General features: G+C 62.7%; 15 protein-coding genes. 4 read left to right on the top strand and 11 right to left on the bottom strand.

Features of this window, described 5'->3' with window-relative positions; translation table 11 throughout:
* Positions 1-132: 132 nt before the first annotated feature.
* On the bottom strand, positions 133-1047 hold the full coding sequence (locus tag NGM68_RS14630; protein ID WP_252698975.1) for a beta-propeller fold lactonase family protein: 915 nt from the start codon (positions 1045-1047) through the stop codon (positions 133-135).
* A gap of 303 nt (positions 1048-1350) precedes the next feature.
* On the opposite strand from NGM68_RS14630, the gene NGM68_RS14625 reads away from it, so the two are divergent.
* Both NGM68_RS14625 and NGM68_RS14620 read left to right on the top strand, forming a co-directional pair.
* Entirely contained in the window at positions 1351-2574 is a 1224-nt protein-coding gene (locus NGM68_RS14625; RefSeq protein WP_252698974.1) for a S8 family peptidase, read from the top strand.
* A 126-nt stretch (positions 2575-2700) separates the two neighbouring features.
* On the top strand, positions 2701-3006 hold the full coding sequence (locus NGM68_RS14620) for a DUF8152 family protein (RefSeq protein ID WP_252698973.1): 306 nt from the start codon (positions 2701-2703) through the stop codon (positions 3004-3006).
* Positions 3007-3133: 127 nt separating this feature from the next.
* Here NGM68_RS14620 and NGM68_RS14615 read toward each other — a convergent pair whose 3' ends face one another.
* From NGM68_RS14615 to NGM68_RS14585, 7 genes are all read right to left on the bottom strand, one after another.
* Positions 3134-4255, bottom strand: a complete 1122-nt coding sequence (locus NGM68_RS14615; protein WP_252698972.1) for a pyridoxal phosphate-dependent aminotransferase — start codon at positions 4253-4255, stop codon at positions 3134-3136.
* A gap of 244 nt (positions 4256-4499) precedes the next feature.
* Positions 4500-4733, bottom strand: coding sequence for a hypothetical protein (locus NGM68_RS14610; RefSeq protein ID WP_252698971.1), 234 nt, complete (start codon positions 4731-4733; stop codon positions 4500-4502).
* 231 nt (positions 4734-4964) lie between these two features.
* Entirely contained in the window at positions 4965-5279 is a 315-nt protein-coding gene (locus NGM68_RS14605; RefSeq protein WP_252698970.1) for a ferredoxin family protein, read from the bottom strand.
* Position 5280: 1 nt separating this feature from the next.
* Positions 5281-6672 (bottom strand): FAD-dependent oxidoreductase, encoded by a 1392-nt coding sequence (locus NGM68_RS14600; protein WP_252698969.1) that lies wholly within the window; start codon positions 6670-6672, stop codon positions 5281-5283.
* Complete coding sequence (locus tag NGM68_RS14595) at positions 6669-7718, bottom strand: electron transfer flavoprotein subunit alpha/FixB family protein (protein ID WP_252698968.1); 1050 nt, start codon at positions 7716-7718, stop codon at positions 6669-6671. The genes NGM68_RS14600 and NGM68_RS14595 overlap by 4 nt, the downstream gene beginning before the upstream one ends.
* A complete protein-coding gene (locus NGM68_RS14590; RefSeq protein WP_252698967.1) occupies positions 7715-8491 on the bottom strand; it encodes an electron transfer flavoprotein subunit beta/FixA family protein in 777 nt (258 codons plus the stop codon). The genes NGM68_RS14595 and NGM68_RS14590 overlap by 4 nt, the downstream gene beginning before the upstream one ends.
* A gap of 109 nt (positions 8492-8600) precedes the next feature.
* Positions 8601-8978: a DUF7522 family protein gene (locus NGM68_RS14585; RefSeq protein ID WP_252698966.1), complete on the bottom strand. Its 378-nt coding sequence runs from the start codon at positions 8976-8978 to the stop codon at positions 8601-8603.
* 251 nt (positions 8979-9229) lie between these two features.
* On the opposite strand from NGM68_RS14585, the gene NGM68_RS14580 reads away from it, so the two are divergent.
* Together NGM68_RS14580 and NGM68_RS14575 are read left to right on the top strand one after the other, a co-directional pair.
* Entirely contained in the window at positions 9230-9862 is a 633-nt protein-coding gene (locus NGM68_RS14580; protein WP_252698965.1) for a helix-turn-helix domain-containing protein, read from the top strand.
* A 271-nt stretch (positions 9863-10133) separates the two neighbouring features.
* On the top strand, positions 10134-10451 hold the full coding sequence (locus tag NGM68_RS14575) for a hypothetical protein (RefSeq protein ID WP_252698964.1): 318 nt from the start codon (positions 10134-10136) through the stop codon (positions 10449-10451).
* 101 nt (positions 10452-10552) lie between these two features.
* Here NGM68_RS14575 and NGM68_RS14570 read toward each other — a convergent pair whose 3' ends face one another.
* Genes NGM68_RS14570 through NGM68_RS14560 form a run of 3 tightly spaced genes read right to left on the bottom strand, consistent with a single transcriptional unit; the run spans position 10553 to position 13723 of the window.
* Complete coding sequence (locus NGM68_RS14570; RefSeq protein WP_252698963.1) at positions 10553-11242, bottom strand: hypothetical protein; 690 nt, start codon at positions 11240-11242, stop codon at positions 10553-10555.
* Complete coding sequence (locus NGM68_RS14565) at positions 11239-12150, bottom strand: hypothetical protein (RefSeq protein WP_252698962.1); 912 nt, start codon at positions 12148-12150, stop codon at positions 11239-11241. Before NGM68_RS14565 ends, NGM68_RS14570 begins: the two co-directional genes overlap by 4 nt.
* A gap of 4 nt (positions 12151-12154) precedes the next feature.
* Entirely contained in the window at positions 12155-13723 is a 1569-nt protein-coding gene (locus NGM68_RS14560) for an ethylbenzene dehydrogenase-related protein (RefSeq protein ID WP_252698961.1), read from the bottom strand.
* Positions 13724-13928: the final 205 nt, after the last annotated feature.

Genomic DNA, 13928 nt, shown 5'->3' with positions numbered 1-13928 from the left:
CAGTGTCGATGTCGCACGTAGTGAGGAGACGTCCCTGCAGTCATCTCCGGACGAACCGCCACGAAGCGGAGAACTTGAATCGGTTACCCGAACCGGAGCGTTCAGTCCTCGAGACGGAGCGTTCAGCCGTCGTCACCGGTTGAGGTAGGCAATCCCGTCGGGGTGTACCTCGGTATCGTAGCGTTCGACCTCCGACCAGGATTCGCAGTCGATGACGCTCACATCGTTGGTCTTGTTGTTGGCGACGAACGCCCGTTCACCATCGGGGGCGAACACCGTGCCTCCGGGCCAGATGCCCACCGGGATGCGGGCGATCTCCCACGGTCGTCGTTCGCCGTCGCGTACGTGCTGGGTGTCGATCAACGAGACGTCGTTGCCTTCGCGGTTCGGAACGAGCACGTGTCGCCCGTCGGGGGAGGAGACGACTCGGATCGGGTTCTCACCGAGGAGCGCCCGGCCGGTCGTCTCGAGACTGTCCGGATCGAGTACCGAAAGCAAGCCGTCTTCCTGATTCGCCACCAGGAGTCCAGCTTCGGGGTGTACCTCGATCCCTTCGGGCTCCTCACCGACCATCGGGTCGCCCAGGATTCGTCGTGTCTCACAGTCGATCGCCGTCACGTTCTCACTACCGATGTTGGCGACGAAAGCCCGTTCCTCGTCGGGCGTGATTGCCACCATGTGCGATTTGTCCTGATGGGTCGGGAAGTGCTCGAGGATCTCGTCGGTCTCGACGTCGATAACGTACACCCGCGAGCTGTAGGTCGAAGCGAGCCAGAGTTCGCCCGCCTCCTCGCGGATCGCGAGTCCGTGCGGGAAGTCGAACTCCTCGTGTTCGATGCGCTCGAACAGTTCCCAGGAGTCGGTGTCGAAGACGAGCAGCGACCCGCCGAGCGAGCAGGTGACGTACGTCTTCTCGCCGTCCGGCGTTACGGTGATCTCGTGGGGGTTGAAGTCCGTTTCGACGACGGTCTCGGTCTCGCCGGTGTCGGCGTCGAGCACCGACATCGTATCCGAATCCTTGTTGAGTACCAGTAACTGATCGGCCATACAGGAGTCGTATCGCTCGAGTGACGAAAAGGTCTGACAACCGGCAAGGGATTTGATTACGGCATCACTGGCTGGTTCGTATCGCCACACCAGCGAGAACGCACCAGCGGGCGATGAACCCCCTTCGGTGCTGAGTGTTCGACACTTACTTACGCCTGTTGATACCAGTCATTTCGTGAGTAAAGTAATAAATTATATAGTGATTGTCGACCCGTTTGAACCATCCCGCGGTTGGGATTCACACACATGACATTCACGAACAGACGATCTGTTTTGCAGGGACTTGGCGCACTGGGTGCAACGATGACGTTCGCTGGACTGGCGAGCGCGTCCGACGGTCGGGCACGCTATTTGACCAGAACGAACGGGGATGCGGCGGACAACGTTTCCGCTGCCGGATTCGACGTACGATGGGAACTCGCCGACGGACGAGTGCTCCTCGTCGACGGCCCGGCGGATGCCGCCGCCGACCTCGAGACCGTTCAGGGCGTTTCCCTCGCCCTTCCGGATCTTGCCTTCGAACTCGAGACGCCGGCGCTTGAGGCGTCGGCCGACGTCGGCACATCCAGCATCGATCAGGTGTACGACGAATTTCTCTGGGACAAGCAGGTACAGCAGGTTCGCGAGGCCCACGACCACGCGACCGGTGCCGGGCGAACCGTCGCCATCATCGACACCGGGGTCGACGATACGCATCCGGATCTCACGGTCGACACAGACGCGAGCGTCTCGGTCATCGGCGGCGCGATCAGCGAACACATAGGTGACGTCGATTTTCACGGCACGCACGTCGCCGGAACGGCCGCCGCCAACGGCAGCGTTGGAATGCTGGGGACGGCCCCCGACGCGACCATCGTCTCTATTCGCGTCTTCGGCGACGAGGGTGGCGCGGCCTTCGGTGACATTCTCATCGGGATGGAGTACGCCGCCGCGATCGGTTCCGACGCCGCCAACATGAGCATCGGCACGGCACCGATTCCGCCGGCGGCGAACGCCGATCAGTATCGACGGATCATGGAACCGGTTGCACAGTCGGTCACGCGTGCGGGAACGCTCCTCGTCGGCTCCGCCGGGAACTCCGACGCGAACCTCCAGCAAGAGGGCTTTTTCACCCTCCCGAACAGCCTCTCGGGCGTCCTCTCGGTGAGCGCGACCGCGCCGAACGACGAGCGAGCGTTCTACTCGAACTACGGAACGAACGAAATCGACGTCGGCGCACCCGGAGGCGGGTACGAGACCGAGGAGAAGACGCTCATCGAAGATCCCGACGAAGTGGAGTGGCCCTACCCGCTCAACCTCGTCTACTCGACGGTTCCCGGCAGCTACGGCTGGGCAGCAGGCACCTCGATGGCCGCCCCGCAGGTAACCGGACTCGCCGCGCTCGTCCGGGAACTCGAGCCAGAGAGCAACGCCCGGCGGGTCGAGGGTGCTATTGCCCGAGGCGCAGAGGGAACGGACGGCCGCAGCGACCCCGACTTCGGCGCCGGTCGGACGAACGCGCTCGAGACGGTCGACCGGTTGCTATAACTGGCGAGACGACTCTATCGCACCTCTCCCTTCGAACTCCTCACCTCACGTTTTTTGGGTTCACGCACCTCGAGCCCCGGCCAGCGAACCCGAACAGCCACAGGTTTGGCCACTGTAGACGGGGGTATGACGCCACCGTCGAACGGCGACGAGACGGACGACCTCACGACACACGTCGATGCAATCTATCGCCACCTCGAGGCGACGGCCGAACTTCCGATCGATCACCGAACGAACCGCTGGCTCGGCGAGGCGGAGGCGGTCGCCCGCGACGCTGCCGAAAACGACCTCGACGAGGCGACGATCCGCAAACGCATCCGACAGGTCGAGCACCTGCTCGCGGAAGCCGACGAAACGGGCCACGACGACGCCGACGAACACCTCGCGGCTGCCCGCGAACGGTGTCGGGACGTGCTCGAGGACGCGGAGTGAGCGGCCTGTCCGGACTCCGTCAGTCCTGGCATCGACGGCCTCGAGCGCATCCCACGCCTTAGCTATGAATGCTATAGTAAAATGGTATAGAAAGTAGCGTAAAAAACAGCAGAAGCTGTAGTTTTGCCTATCGAACCGCGTCCGTCGCCGCCTGCATGATCTCGAGCGCCTCCTCGAGGTCGTCCATGCCCGTCGCGTACGAGAGTCGGGCGTACCCCTCGCCGTTCGCGCCGAACGCCTCGCCGGGGACGACGACGACGCCACGGGAGAGCACCTCGTCACACCAGCCCTCGGGCACCTTCGGCATCGCGTAGAACGCCCCCTGGGGGGTCGGCACCTCGAGACCGGCCGCCTCGAGGCCCTCGAGGACGACGTCTCGACGGCGTTCGAACGAGTCGCGCATCTCGGTGACGCAGTCCTGGGGGCCCGAGAGGGCGGCTTCGGCCGCGTACTGGGCCGGCGCGGAGGCACAGGCCTGGCAGTACTGGTGGACGCGAAGCATGCGCTCGATCCGTGAGTTAGCGCCGATCACCCAGCCGAGTCGCCAGCCGGTCATCGAGTACGTCTTCGAGCAGGCGCTGACGACGACGACGTTGTCCGTGTTCGCGTACGCCAGCGGCGAGTGGTGCTCACCGTCGAAGACGATGTGTTCGTACACCTCGTCGGAGAGACAGAGCACGTCGTGTTCGTCCGCAATGCGGGCGAACTCGCGGACGTCGGCCTCGCTCTGGACGGCGCCCGTCGGGTTGCCGGGACTGTTCACGATGAAAACCGCCGTGTCCTCGGTAATCGCCTCCTCGACGGCGGCCGGATCGAGGGTCAGATCCTCGCGGAGGTCGACCGGCTTCGGCGTCCCGCCGGCGAGTTTCGTCAGCGCATCGTAGGCGACGAAGCCAGGATCGGGGAAGATGACCTCCTGGCCGGGATCGACGTGGGCCTCGAGCGCCAGGTGAAGGGCTTCGCTCCCGCCGGCGGTCACGATGGCGTCGCCGGGATCGACGTCGATGCCGTAGTCGTGGTCGTACTTTGCCGAGATCGCCTCTCGAAGGGGGAGAATGCCCTTGTTGGAGGTGTAGGCGTCGGTTTTTCCCGACTCGATGGCGTCGATCGCCGCCTGCCGTGCGTGTTCGGGGGTCGGGAAATCCGGCTGGCCGATGCCGAGGTTGATGGCATCCTCGCCGGCCGCCTCGAACACTTCGCGGATGCCGCTGATCGATACTGCCTCGACGCGAGTGGAAAACTCCGCCATACCTGTACGGCCGTGGGCCATCCCGATAACTGTTGATACGTGCCGCGGCCGAGCCGTCGTGTCGGCAGTCACGACATATTTCTTCCCCTGATCAACGACGGTTTCATCGGAATCAGCGAATCAGCGCCGCTCTGGAGCGGGCTCGCTCGAGTATTTTTCAAAACAGCCGGCAGCGCTCGAGCCGATTCGGACGGGAGTAGAAGAAGCGATCACTGAAAACGCCACCAGCGCCGACGCCTGTCAGTCAGTCTCGACAGGTGGAGATGCGGGTCGTTCCCGTCCGAGGATCGATGTGGACGTGGCGACGTCCCTCGTCGGTCGTCGCCGGAACGATCCAGGTGCCGCGGGTCTGGTGTGGGAGTTCGGTTTCGATCGCCGTGCAGCCAGCCGCACGGAGCGCGTCGTAGGCGGCGACTGCGGCCTGTTCGATCGAGGCGACGCGTGTCGTTCCTGGTCGGGATGTGAGCGTGTCTGTCATGGTCGGGGCCCTCGATCGTGTGTATGCCCCACACACGCATGTATACGGTCGATCGTTCCCACTGGTCGGGAACGGGAACGATCACAGGAACAGAAGCGAGAACGGGAACAGAAATACGAATTCAGATTCGGGATCAATGTTCGAAGACACGCCTCGAGCAGTGTGGGATGAAACGGAATGAGGAATACGGGACACGGGGGACGGAATATGGACACCGAAAACGGACAACCGTCACCCGTGTTTGTACGTCACACCCGACCCCGTCTTGGGGTACTCCCAGCTAACGTTGTCGTACGGGCAGGCGAACCGGCAACTCGAGCACTCGAGGCAGTTCTCGTAGGCGATGGTCGGCACCTCGCCGTCCTCGCGTCGCCAGACGTCCGCCGGACAGATGGAGACGCAGTCGCTGGTCTCACACGAGTCCGAACAGATGCGCTGGACTTTGACGTCGAGGTGGGACTCACCCGGGTCGTCGTACTTGACCGTGTAGAGGCGATCTTCCATCGATGCGTTCTCGATCTCGGGAACCTGTGGGGTTACACTCATCTTATTTCACCAGTTTTCGGTATCGCAGCGCCAGCTTCATTGCGCCCGTCCAGCCGCCGAGGGTGTCGAACACCCGCTGTTTGGCGGCGTTCGCGTGGGTTGCTTTGGGCGAGCGATCCATCCTGAAGTACTCCGTGCTCGCGTCCGCAATCGCCCGGGGCAACTGCTCGAACAGGAGTTCGCGATCCTCCTCGACGCGCTCCTGGAGCCAGGCGTAGCGCTCGAGGTTCTGCACGACGAAGGAGTTCTCGAGCCGGTCGGGATAAGACTCGAGTGCTTCCGCACCAGTCTGCCCCTTCTGTGCCGCCTCGGCGATGGCCGAACCGGCGTAGTAGCCGCTCTCGACGGCCATGTTCGTCCCCTCGAGGTGGACGCCGTTGTTGAGTACCAGCCCTGCGGCGTCGCCGACGATGACGGCCCCGTCGTGGACGAGGTCGGGCATCGACTCGGCGCCGCCTTCCGGAATCGTCTTGGCGCTGTACTCCACGGTACGCGCACCCCTGAGCAGTGGGGCCACGGCCGGATGGCTCTTGAACAGGTTCAGCGTCGACTCTGGCGACTGGCGTTTTGTCGCGGCGTCGTCGAGGCTGTAGGCCACCCCGACGCTCACCGTGTCGCCGTTCGTGTAGATGAAACCACCACCGTAGGCTTCGCCGACGGCCCCCTCGCCGAAGTAGTGGTAGGAGACACCGGCGTCGCCGACCAGTCGGAACCGGTCTTCGATGGCCGTGTCGTTCCCCGGGAACTCGAGGACTTCCTTGGCGGCGACAGCGATGTTCTTCCGGGATTCGGTCTCCTTGAGGTTCGCGCCTTCGCTCACCAGCGAGTTCGCCCCCTCGGCGAGGACGACGTAGGGAGCACGGATCTCGCCGTCGGGTCGGTCGGTCTGGACGCCGACGATGCCGCCGCCCTCTCGGACGACGCCGGTGACCGTCGTTTCGGTCACGAGCGTCGCGCCGGCCTCGACGGCCTGCTCGGCGAACCACCGATCGAAGTCTCCGCGCAAGACCGTGTAGGAATCGTTGTGCGGTTCGCGGTTCCACGCGCCCGGTTTGAGGGAGACGGCCGTCTCGTCGTCGTGGCTCAGCATGCTGAAGCGCTTCTCGGCGATGTAGCGCTCGAGCGGTGCCGAGTCCAGATCCGTCAGTTCACGAATGGTCGGCGTGTAGAGCACGCCGCCGAAGACGTTCTTCGCGCCCGGGTACGTTCCGCGCTCGATGAGCAGGGGCTCGAGCCCCCGATTTGCCAGCGTCAGGGCTGCGGCGGTTCCGGCGAGGCCGGCCCCGACGATGATCACGTCGAAGTCGTTGTCGTAGTTCGGTGCCTCGAGGGCGGCGTCGCCCGCTCGCTCGTCGAGGAGCTGTGCGCCGTCTGCGAGTTGTTGATCGGTCATTGTACCACCTCCGTCAGGTCACGGTCAGCCAACGTTGCCGCGAGCTCTGGACAGACGTCGGCGAAGTCGCCGACGATGCCGTAGTCCGCGTGCTCGAAGATCGGCGCGTTCGGGTCGGTGTTGACCGCGATCACCGTGCCCGATTTGTTCATGCCCTCGATGTGCTGAATCGCCCCGCTGATGCCGAGAGCGACGTACAGCTCCGGTCGGACGGTTTTTCCCGTCTGGCCGACCTGTCTCGAGCCGTCGACCCAGCCCTCGTCCACGGCCGCGCGGCTCGCGGCGAGTTCGGCGTCGAGCGCCTCGGCCAGTTCGATCGCGGGCCCGAGGTCGCCCTCGACGCCGGCGCCGACGGCGACGATGCGCTCGGCTTCGGTGATATCGGCCGTGTCGCCGACCTCACGCTCGAGCACCTCGCTGATCGTGTCGGCTTCGTCGACGACGACGTCGACCGGGATGATCGCCTCGTCGTCGGCCGTTCGGCCGTCGTCGGCGTCTGGGTCGGACTCACCCGGCTCGAAGACGCCAGGTCGGATCGTCGCCATCTGCGGCCGGTGTTCCTCACAGAGAATCGTCGCGAGGATGTCGCCGCCGAAAGCGGGTCGGCGGGCCTGCAACAGCCCGTCGTCGTCGACGTCGATCTCGGTCACGTCCGCCGTGAGACCGGCGTGGGTCGGGACGGCGACCCGGCCGGCGAAGTCGCGGCCGGTGTGGGTGCCGCCGATGAGGACGATCGAGGGCTTTCGCTCCTCGACCATCGCCCGAAACTGCGCCCCGTAGGGGTCGGCCCGATACGGTTCGAACACCGGGTCGTCGGCGACGAGCACGCGGTCAGCGCCGCGCTCGAGCGCCTCCTCGGCGACGTTCTCGAGATCCTCGCCGATGACGAGGGCGACGAGGTTCTCGCCAGTCTTCTCGGTGAGCTTCTTGCCCTCCGCGAGGAGTTCCCAGGAGACGGGCATTACCTCGCCAGCGTGCTCTTCGACGAAGACCCAGACGTCTTCGTACTCCTCGACGTCGATTCCGGCGTCGTTCTGCTCGCTCATGAGAGCACCTCCGTAATTGGGTCGGCCAGATCGCCGATCTCCTCGACTACCTCGCCCTTGCGTTCGACCGGCTGGACGGTCTCCATGCCACCGACGGAGGTCGGCGAGACGTCGAGTCCGACCTCGTCCTCGATACCCAGATCCTCGGCCGTCCACTCGATCGGCTCGAAGTCGTTCTCGGCGTAGATCTTGCGGTGGAGGCCGGCGGGTCGTGGTTCGAACTCGCCGTAGGCGACGGCGACGACCACCGGGAGGTCGGCAGCGACACGTTCGTAGCCGCCTTCGACGTCACGTGTTGCGACCAGTCGGTTCTCCTCGGGTCGTGGCTCGATGGCTTCGACGTAGGTGAGCTGTGCCCAGCCGTTGTGGGCGGCGATCCCGGGGGGCACCTGCCCCGTCGAGGAGTCAGTCGTTTCCTCACCGGCGAGGACGATGTCGGCGCCGAGTTTCTCGGCTGCTTTCGCGAGCGTCAGGCTCGTCGGCCACGTGTCACTGCCAGCGAAGGCGCGATCGGTGATCAACACGGCGTCGTCACACCCCATCGCAATCGCTTCCTCGAGGACGGGCGTCGCCATCGGTGGCCCCATCGTCATCGCGACGATGCGAGCGTCTACTTCATCTTTGATCGAGAGGGCTGCCTCGAGGGCGTCTCTGTCCGGCGGGTTCATGACGGCGGGAGCGTTCGCCCGATCCAGTCGCCCGGTATCGGGATCGATCCCGACCTCAGCCGCATCGGGAACTTGCTTCACGCCGACGACGATAGTCCATGTCATCCGATCACCGACTGGAGATAGCGTCCCCGTACCGATGATAAACCCAGTTGATTCCCACGCCCTGGGAACACCTCGAAGCCGGCACCGGATTCGTGGAGCGTGCTGATCGCTACCGAGTCGCTCGAACCGTCGCCTCGACGAGGGCCGTCAACGGTTGCTCGGCTGCCTCCGCGTCGAACGTCGCGACGGTCCCCCGTTTCGGTGCGTCGGCTTCCGCAGTCGCCGCGTCTTCCTGGTTGGGGTAGTGGACGACGAGGACGTGCTCGAACTGATGTACCGTCGCTCGATGGGTTCCGAATGGCTTGTCGGGCAACCGCTGGCCCGTCACCTGTTTGAACACCTCGAGGGCGACGGGAGCGTCGTCTTCGTCGACCCGGTCGCTCATCCCGTGGACGGTCACGCCGTCCGGGCCGTACTCGACGGTCGCGCGTGGGGTCGGCTTCGCTGTCGGTCGTGACTGCGTCCCTTCCCATTCACGCTCACTCATACCTCGGGATAGCGCCAATAACTGCATGACAATGGCGACGACTCCCGATCCCTGGTAGCCGGCGAAGCAGTTACGTAAGAGACTACAACGAACCCCATGAGTGCGGCTGGGAGGATCCCGTCATACACGGTCTCCCACGAGCTTGACGCCACCCGTTCCAGATGCGTATCGGTGATCTGAATCTGTGCATCATTCCCATGTCGTAGGAACGTCCCTGAAGACATATCCATAGTTTGCGCACAACGTTATCTATGGGTCAGTCTGCTCCCGGTTCTTTACACGAGACAGAAGTAAACCCCCTTCGAGCCACGTTACTGATCAAACCGCCCGCCAACTCTTTCTGTCCGATCATCCGCGAAGCAAACGACTCAACGATCATCTCACAGAACATCGTGAGCGACGAATCCGAGTGTCACACCTGTTACTGCGAAGTGCGTACGGAAGACCGTGCGGTCGAACAGACGTCGTTCATCTCCGCAGAGATGGAGTCTTCGTGCATCTGTACGGCGGCCTCCGAGTACGAGTGCATCTTCACGGTCACGTCAGTTCGGAACGGTTCCTTCGTTGTCTCGGTTATCGTCAAAGAACGGGAGGTACTTACCGACATTGTCAACTCTCTCAGGGATATCGATGCATCCGTTCATCTCGAACGGCTCACGAGAACCTGTACTGATGAAGAAAGCCGATTCGAGATCAACACCTCCAAAATAACGGACAAACAACGTGAGGCAGTCGATCTCGCCGTTGAACTCGGCTATTACGACTGCCCGCGGCAGGCTGACCTCGAGGTACTCGCAGATCGTCTCGACATCTCACGGTCTGCGGTATCACAACGTCTCAACGCCGCCGAGGTCACGCTTGTTCGGTCACTCGTGAGCGACTGAGACCAACCCCAGCCGTCGAAGGGGTGAACCTCCCCGATCGATGCGACCACTGGAGCGGTGACTATCGATACCGACAGGGCAACGTCTAACGGTTCGGGCACGTTTGCTCGCGTTCGATATCCGTTTGAGTAGATGCGGTCGCTACAAAAACGGGTGTAGTATAGAGGGGTACACTCACTGCTTACTGTCACCTGCAAATAATTATGGTCTTACCGCGATATAGCGATCCATCGGTTGAGTGGCCCATACTGGTAGGGGGAGTATTACTCCCATGAATTCCCACGGGAGCTACCGGTACGAACTGGTCTACACACACCAAAAACCGGTGTACGACCACGAATCCTGGCTTATCGACTGGGCGCTCGAGTGGCTCGACTGTGGCTGTGCGAGACTGTTTCAGGTTCATCGTGGCGAGTACATCGATGCGATACAGTTCGTGATCCGTATCGAGGTACCGAACGAGGAGGGAACCGACGAAGTACCCGAAATCCACGACGACCTGTTCGAGCGTCTCGAGAGGGAGACCTCCGACCCCATTGGTACCCGTGACGGCGCCGACGTCACCGAGACAACCGTCTCCGACCGTTGAATTGACAGTGGTCGCGTTTTATTCACCCTCTCGGATTCGCCGCAGCTATCGGAGACGGCCGATGGTTCACGGAAGGAGTGTGACGACTCGTGGCGTCCGTGTCAGGAGTGGCCGTTACCGGATGCGGACTCGCGACGGTTCGACTCGGGTGTAGCACGTTTCGCCGGAACGCCCATCCAGAAGCCGAGTGTCCCCGCAACGAGAAGGATTCCCGTCCCGAGGTACGGGATCTCGAGCAGGGGTGCGGCTGTCAAGAGAAACCAGACATCGACGACCGGGCCGAGAAGCGCACCGGGTCGATACTCGAGAACGACGAGTACCCACTCGAAGGCGACGAACGCAGCCGGAACAGATGGGATGGCACCACCAGCCGCCGCCGCTCGCCATCGCCGACTCGAGAGGCTGAAGCCGATGAGGAACGAGCCCACGACAAGACCGCCGACGAACGCTCGTTTAATGCCGTACCCCTCCATGATGGGGCCACTAGTGCCGTACGTCTGAAGGAGAACGATGCCGTACAGCGGAACGGCCACGGCCGTAACTGTTGTGACGACGAGTAGTTCCCGCGTTGGCGGAACGATCCGTCCGTGACGTACGAGAAGCCCACCAGCCGAGACCGCGAGCAATCCGAGCGCGGTGAACGCGGCGTGAAACAGCGGGAGGAATCCCCAGTCCGTCCCCGGGTAGACCGACAGGGAACTCACGTACGCCGGATGGGCGAGTAGAACGATTCCGGCGGCGGCGAGCACCGACCCGTGCCCCCAACGAGTAGACGACGGCGACCCGGTCACGACTCCCCCTCTATCCGGTTGCTCGTGTGATCGTTCGTGAACTCGCGGTCGCGGTCGGCCTCGCTCACCTCGAATTCGAACAGTTCGAAGATCGCCGCAAGCGACTCGCTTAACTGTGTTCTCGGCCTGCCCGACGTCCTCGAGTGTTCGTCGTCGACCTTCCCCACTGGGCTCCGCTCGAGGTGGCAAGCAAGCCGCTCAGTGACGAGACGATCAACCAACGTAGCGGCGAGTCCTTCGAGAACGCGTTCTTGTTCGGAGGTCAGGCCGTCCGCCGCCGTAAGCATCCGCCGTGCCCGTTCGACCTCGCGCCGTTTGACTTCTTCTGCGTGCTCGTGAACGTCCTCGAGGACGGCCGTCTGTACGGTTGGTTCAAACTCGCCGACAAGACGACCACGTTCCCGGTGAACGACGCGTTCTGGACTGGCTCCCGATCGAACCCGCCGGTGCACACGACATGCGCACCTGACGAGTCGTGCCAGCGGCCCGGTGAGCTTCCCTGATCGCCGCGCCTGGACGTATGCTTCGGGGATGCTCCCGGCCGAACGGTGGCTGGTCGCGTCGAGGGTGTCGGTACGTGCTGCTCGAGCGAACAGGCGGTCGACGGCTTCGATTCCAACGAACACGTCGACGTCACCGACGGGGTGGACAGCATCGTTATGGATTCCCGGGAATGTACCGTTCCGAATCTCGACCTCCGCTCGAAGCTCGTCGATGATCTCCGGCCCGGAACCTCGGACGTAGGCGTCAAGGACGGCTGCGTTTCCAACGACGAATACCTCCTCGAGACCACCGCGGTCGATCAATGCGTCTCGAAGCGCACCGACGCGTCGCTGAATCGTCATCGAGTTCGTCGTTTGGGTGACGGACACACGAACGCAGGCGATCGATTCGAACGCGAATTGCATCATCTCACCGCCGCGGATCTTCTCCGATTTCCTTGCCGAGCACCATCGCCGCCATCCGTCGCGGATTCTCGTGGACGTCCCAGATCGACATTTCGTCGTTTCGAGTTGGGATGTATCCGCGGTGTTCCTTGCTGGTGAGCCACGTCCAGTCGACCTGCCCGGGGTAGATCAGCGGTATCGTGTGGGTCGGGATATCGTCCCAATCGGGGGCATCGCCGTCGAACTGTACGGCGTGGAAATCGGCTTCCGTTCCCGTCCCGAGCCCTAACTTGTACGGGTATGCCACCCAGTGCCACCGTGCATTGTAGCCATGGTGGATGGCTGGTGCCCAGTCGTAGACCCTGCCGGATTCGAGTTGTTTGGTGTCCAGGGGGTTCTCGGTTTCGAGGTCTCTCCACATATCCACAGTCCATTCACCATCGTCCCATACGCCTCGACACTGCCAGTCAGCGGCACTTCCTTCGGGTTGCTGGAGCGGTCGACGGGGAATGGCTGCCCCATCCCGTTCGGCGACCTCCGGATCGAACTCGACCATCCACTCGTCGGCTAGATAGTAGGGTTCCTCCTCCCCGAGCCACTCGTCACGATCGTCGTAGAACAGATCCTGGCGATAGTCACCCTCGAGCATCCGCTCGTGATCGAGCGCACCGTTTTCGACCACGTCCGGATCAAACATGTACTCCGGCCCGGTCTCCGGATCCCAGCCCTGTGACCCGAATGTGTTGCTCCCCTCGTCACCGTGCCGGTACTCGAGGACGTGATGATCCGTGGCGTAACCCATCGGATTGCTCCGGTGCGCGCGAAACATCGGCAAATCGACGAAGACGCCGTCTTCTTTCAGCTGATCCAGTTCTTCCTGTGAACGAATATCGTCCCACGGGGATTCCCACCACTCGCCCTCGCGCGATTGTGGGAGGAACTTTCGGACGTCGTTCCGCCCGAGTCCGTCGTCACCGAGATGTGGATGGTTCTCGACCTCCTCCGACGTGGCAGCGCCCGGAAGACTCCGAGTTCCCATGTGTACGGTGAGCCAGCCGCCGAAGTTCTCGAATCCCTTCACGGAACCGTCGTCTAAGAGGAACGTGACGCGATCCTCGTAAAAGCCGATGTGATCCGGATGATCCTGATCGGCCACCCACGGATCCGGGCTGGCGTGGCGCACCCACTCTCCTTCGTCTTCGTGGTAGATGAGATAATCGTGGAACCAACCGCCAGCGTTCGGCTGTTCCCAGTTGAATCGGAAGAAGAACTGTTCGTTGTTGAACGCCATCTTGACGTTCAGGTTCTTGAGAATCTGCTTGGGAACCCAATCGAGTTTGAACTTCTCTATCTCCGAATAGTCGATGTCGTCATCTTCACTACCTGCCGCCTCGGGATCCTCGCTAAACATACCGAGACATCCTGCGCTTGCGCCAAACGTTGCCGTTGCGCCCATAGCTAATAGAAACCGACGTCGAAGCGTTCCAGACGCCCGCATTGGAATCGCCGCTTCGCCTTTCAGAGCGTCCCTGGCTTCATCGATACTCAGGTTCGCGATTTCGTCGTCCGATCGACCTCGAGTTTCCTCAGTCATATGCAATACTCGGCTCTTGGGTGGGATTCGAATTGGTCTGGAGTATACAGCGGTTTTTATACTCCCCGATCCACCCGCCTGTGTATGGCCGTCACGCCCGTTTGAAGAGCTCCGCCCGACATGCAGGTTCCGTGTAACCTGCCGTGACGTTCCGCCCCAGCGGGTAGAAAAACGAGCCTGCACCAGTTCGCCCCGTCGAGCATAT

Origin of the sequence: Natronosalvus vescus, assembly GCF_023973145.1 — an archaeon.
Classification (GTDB): Archaea; Halobacteriota; Halobacteria; order Halobacteriales; family Natrialbaceae; genus Natronosalvus; species Natronosalvus vescus.
This window is presented reverse-complemented; position numbering and strand designations above follow the sequence as displayed.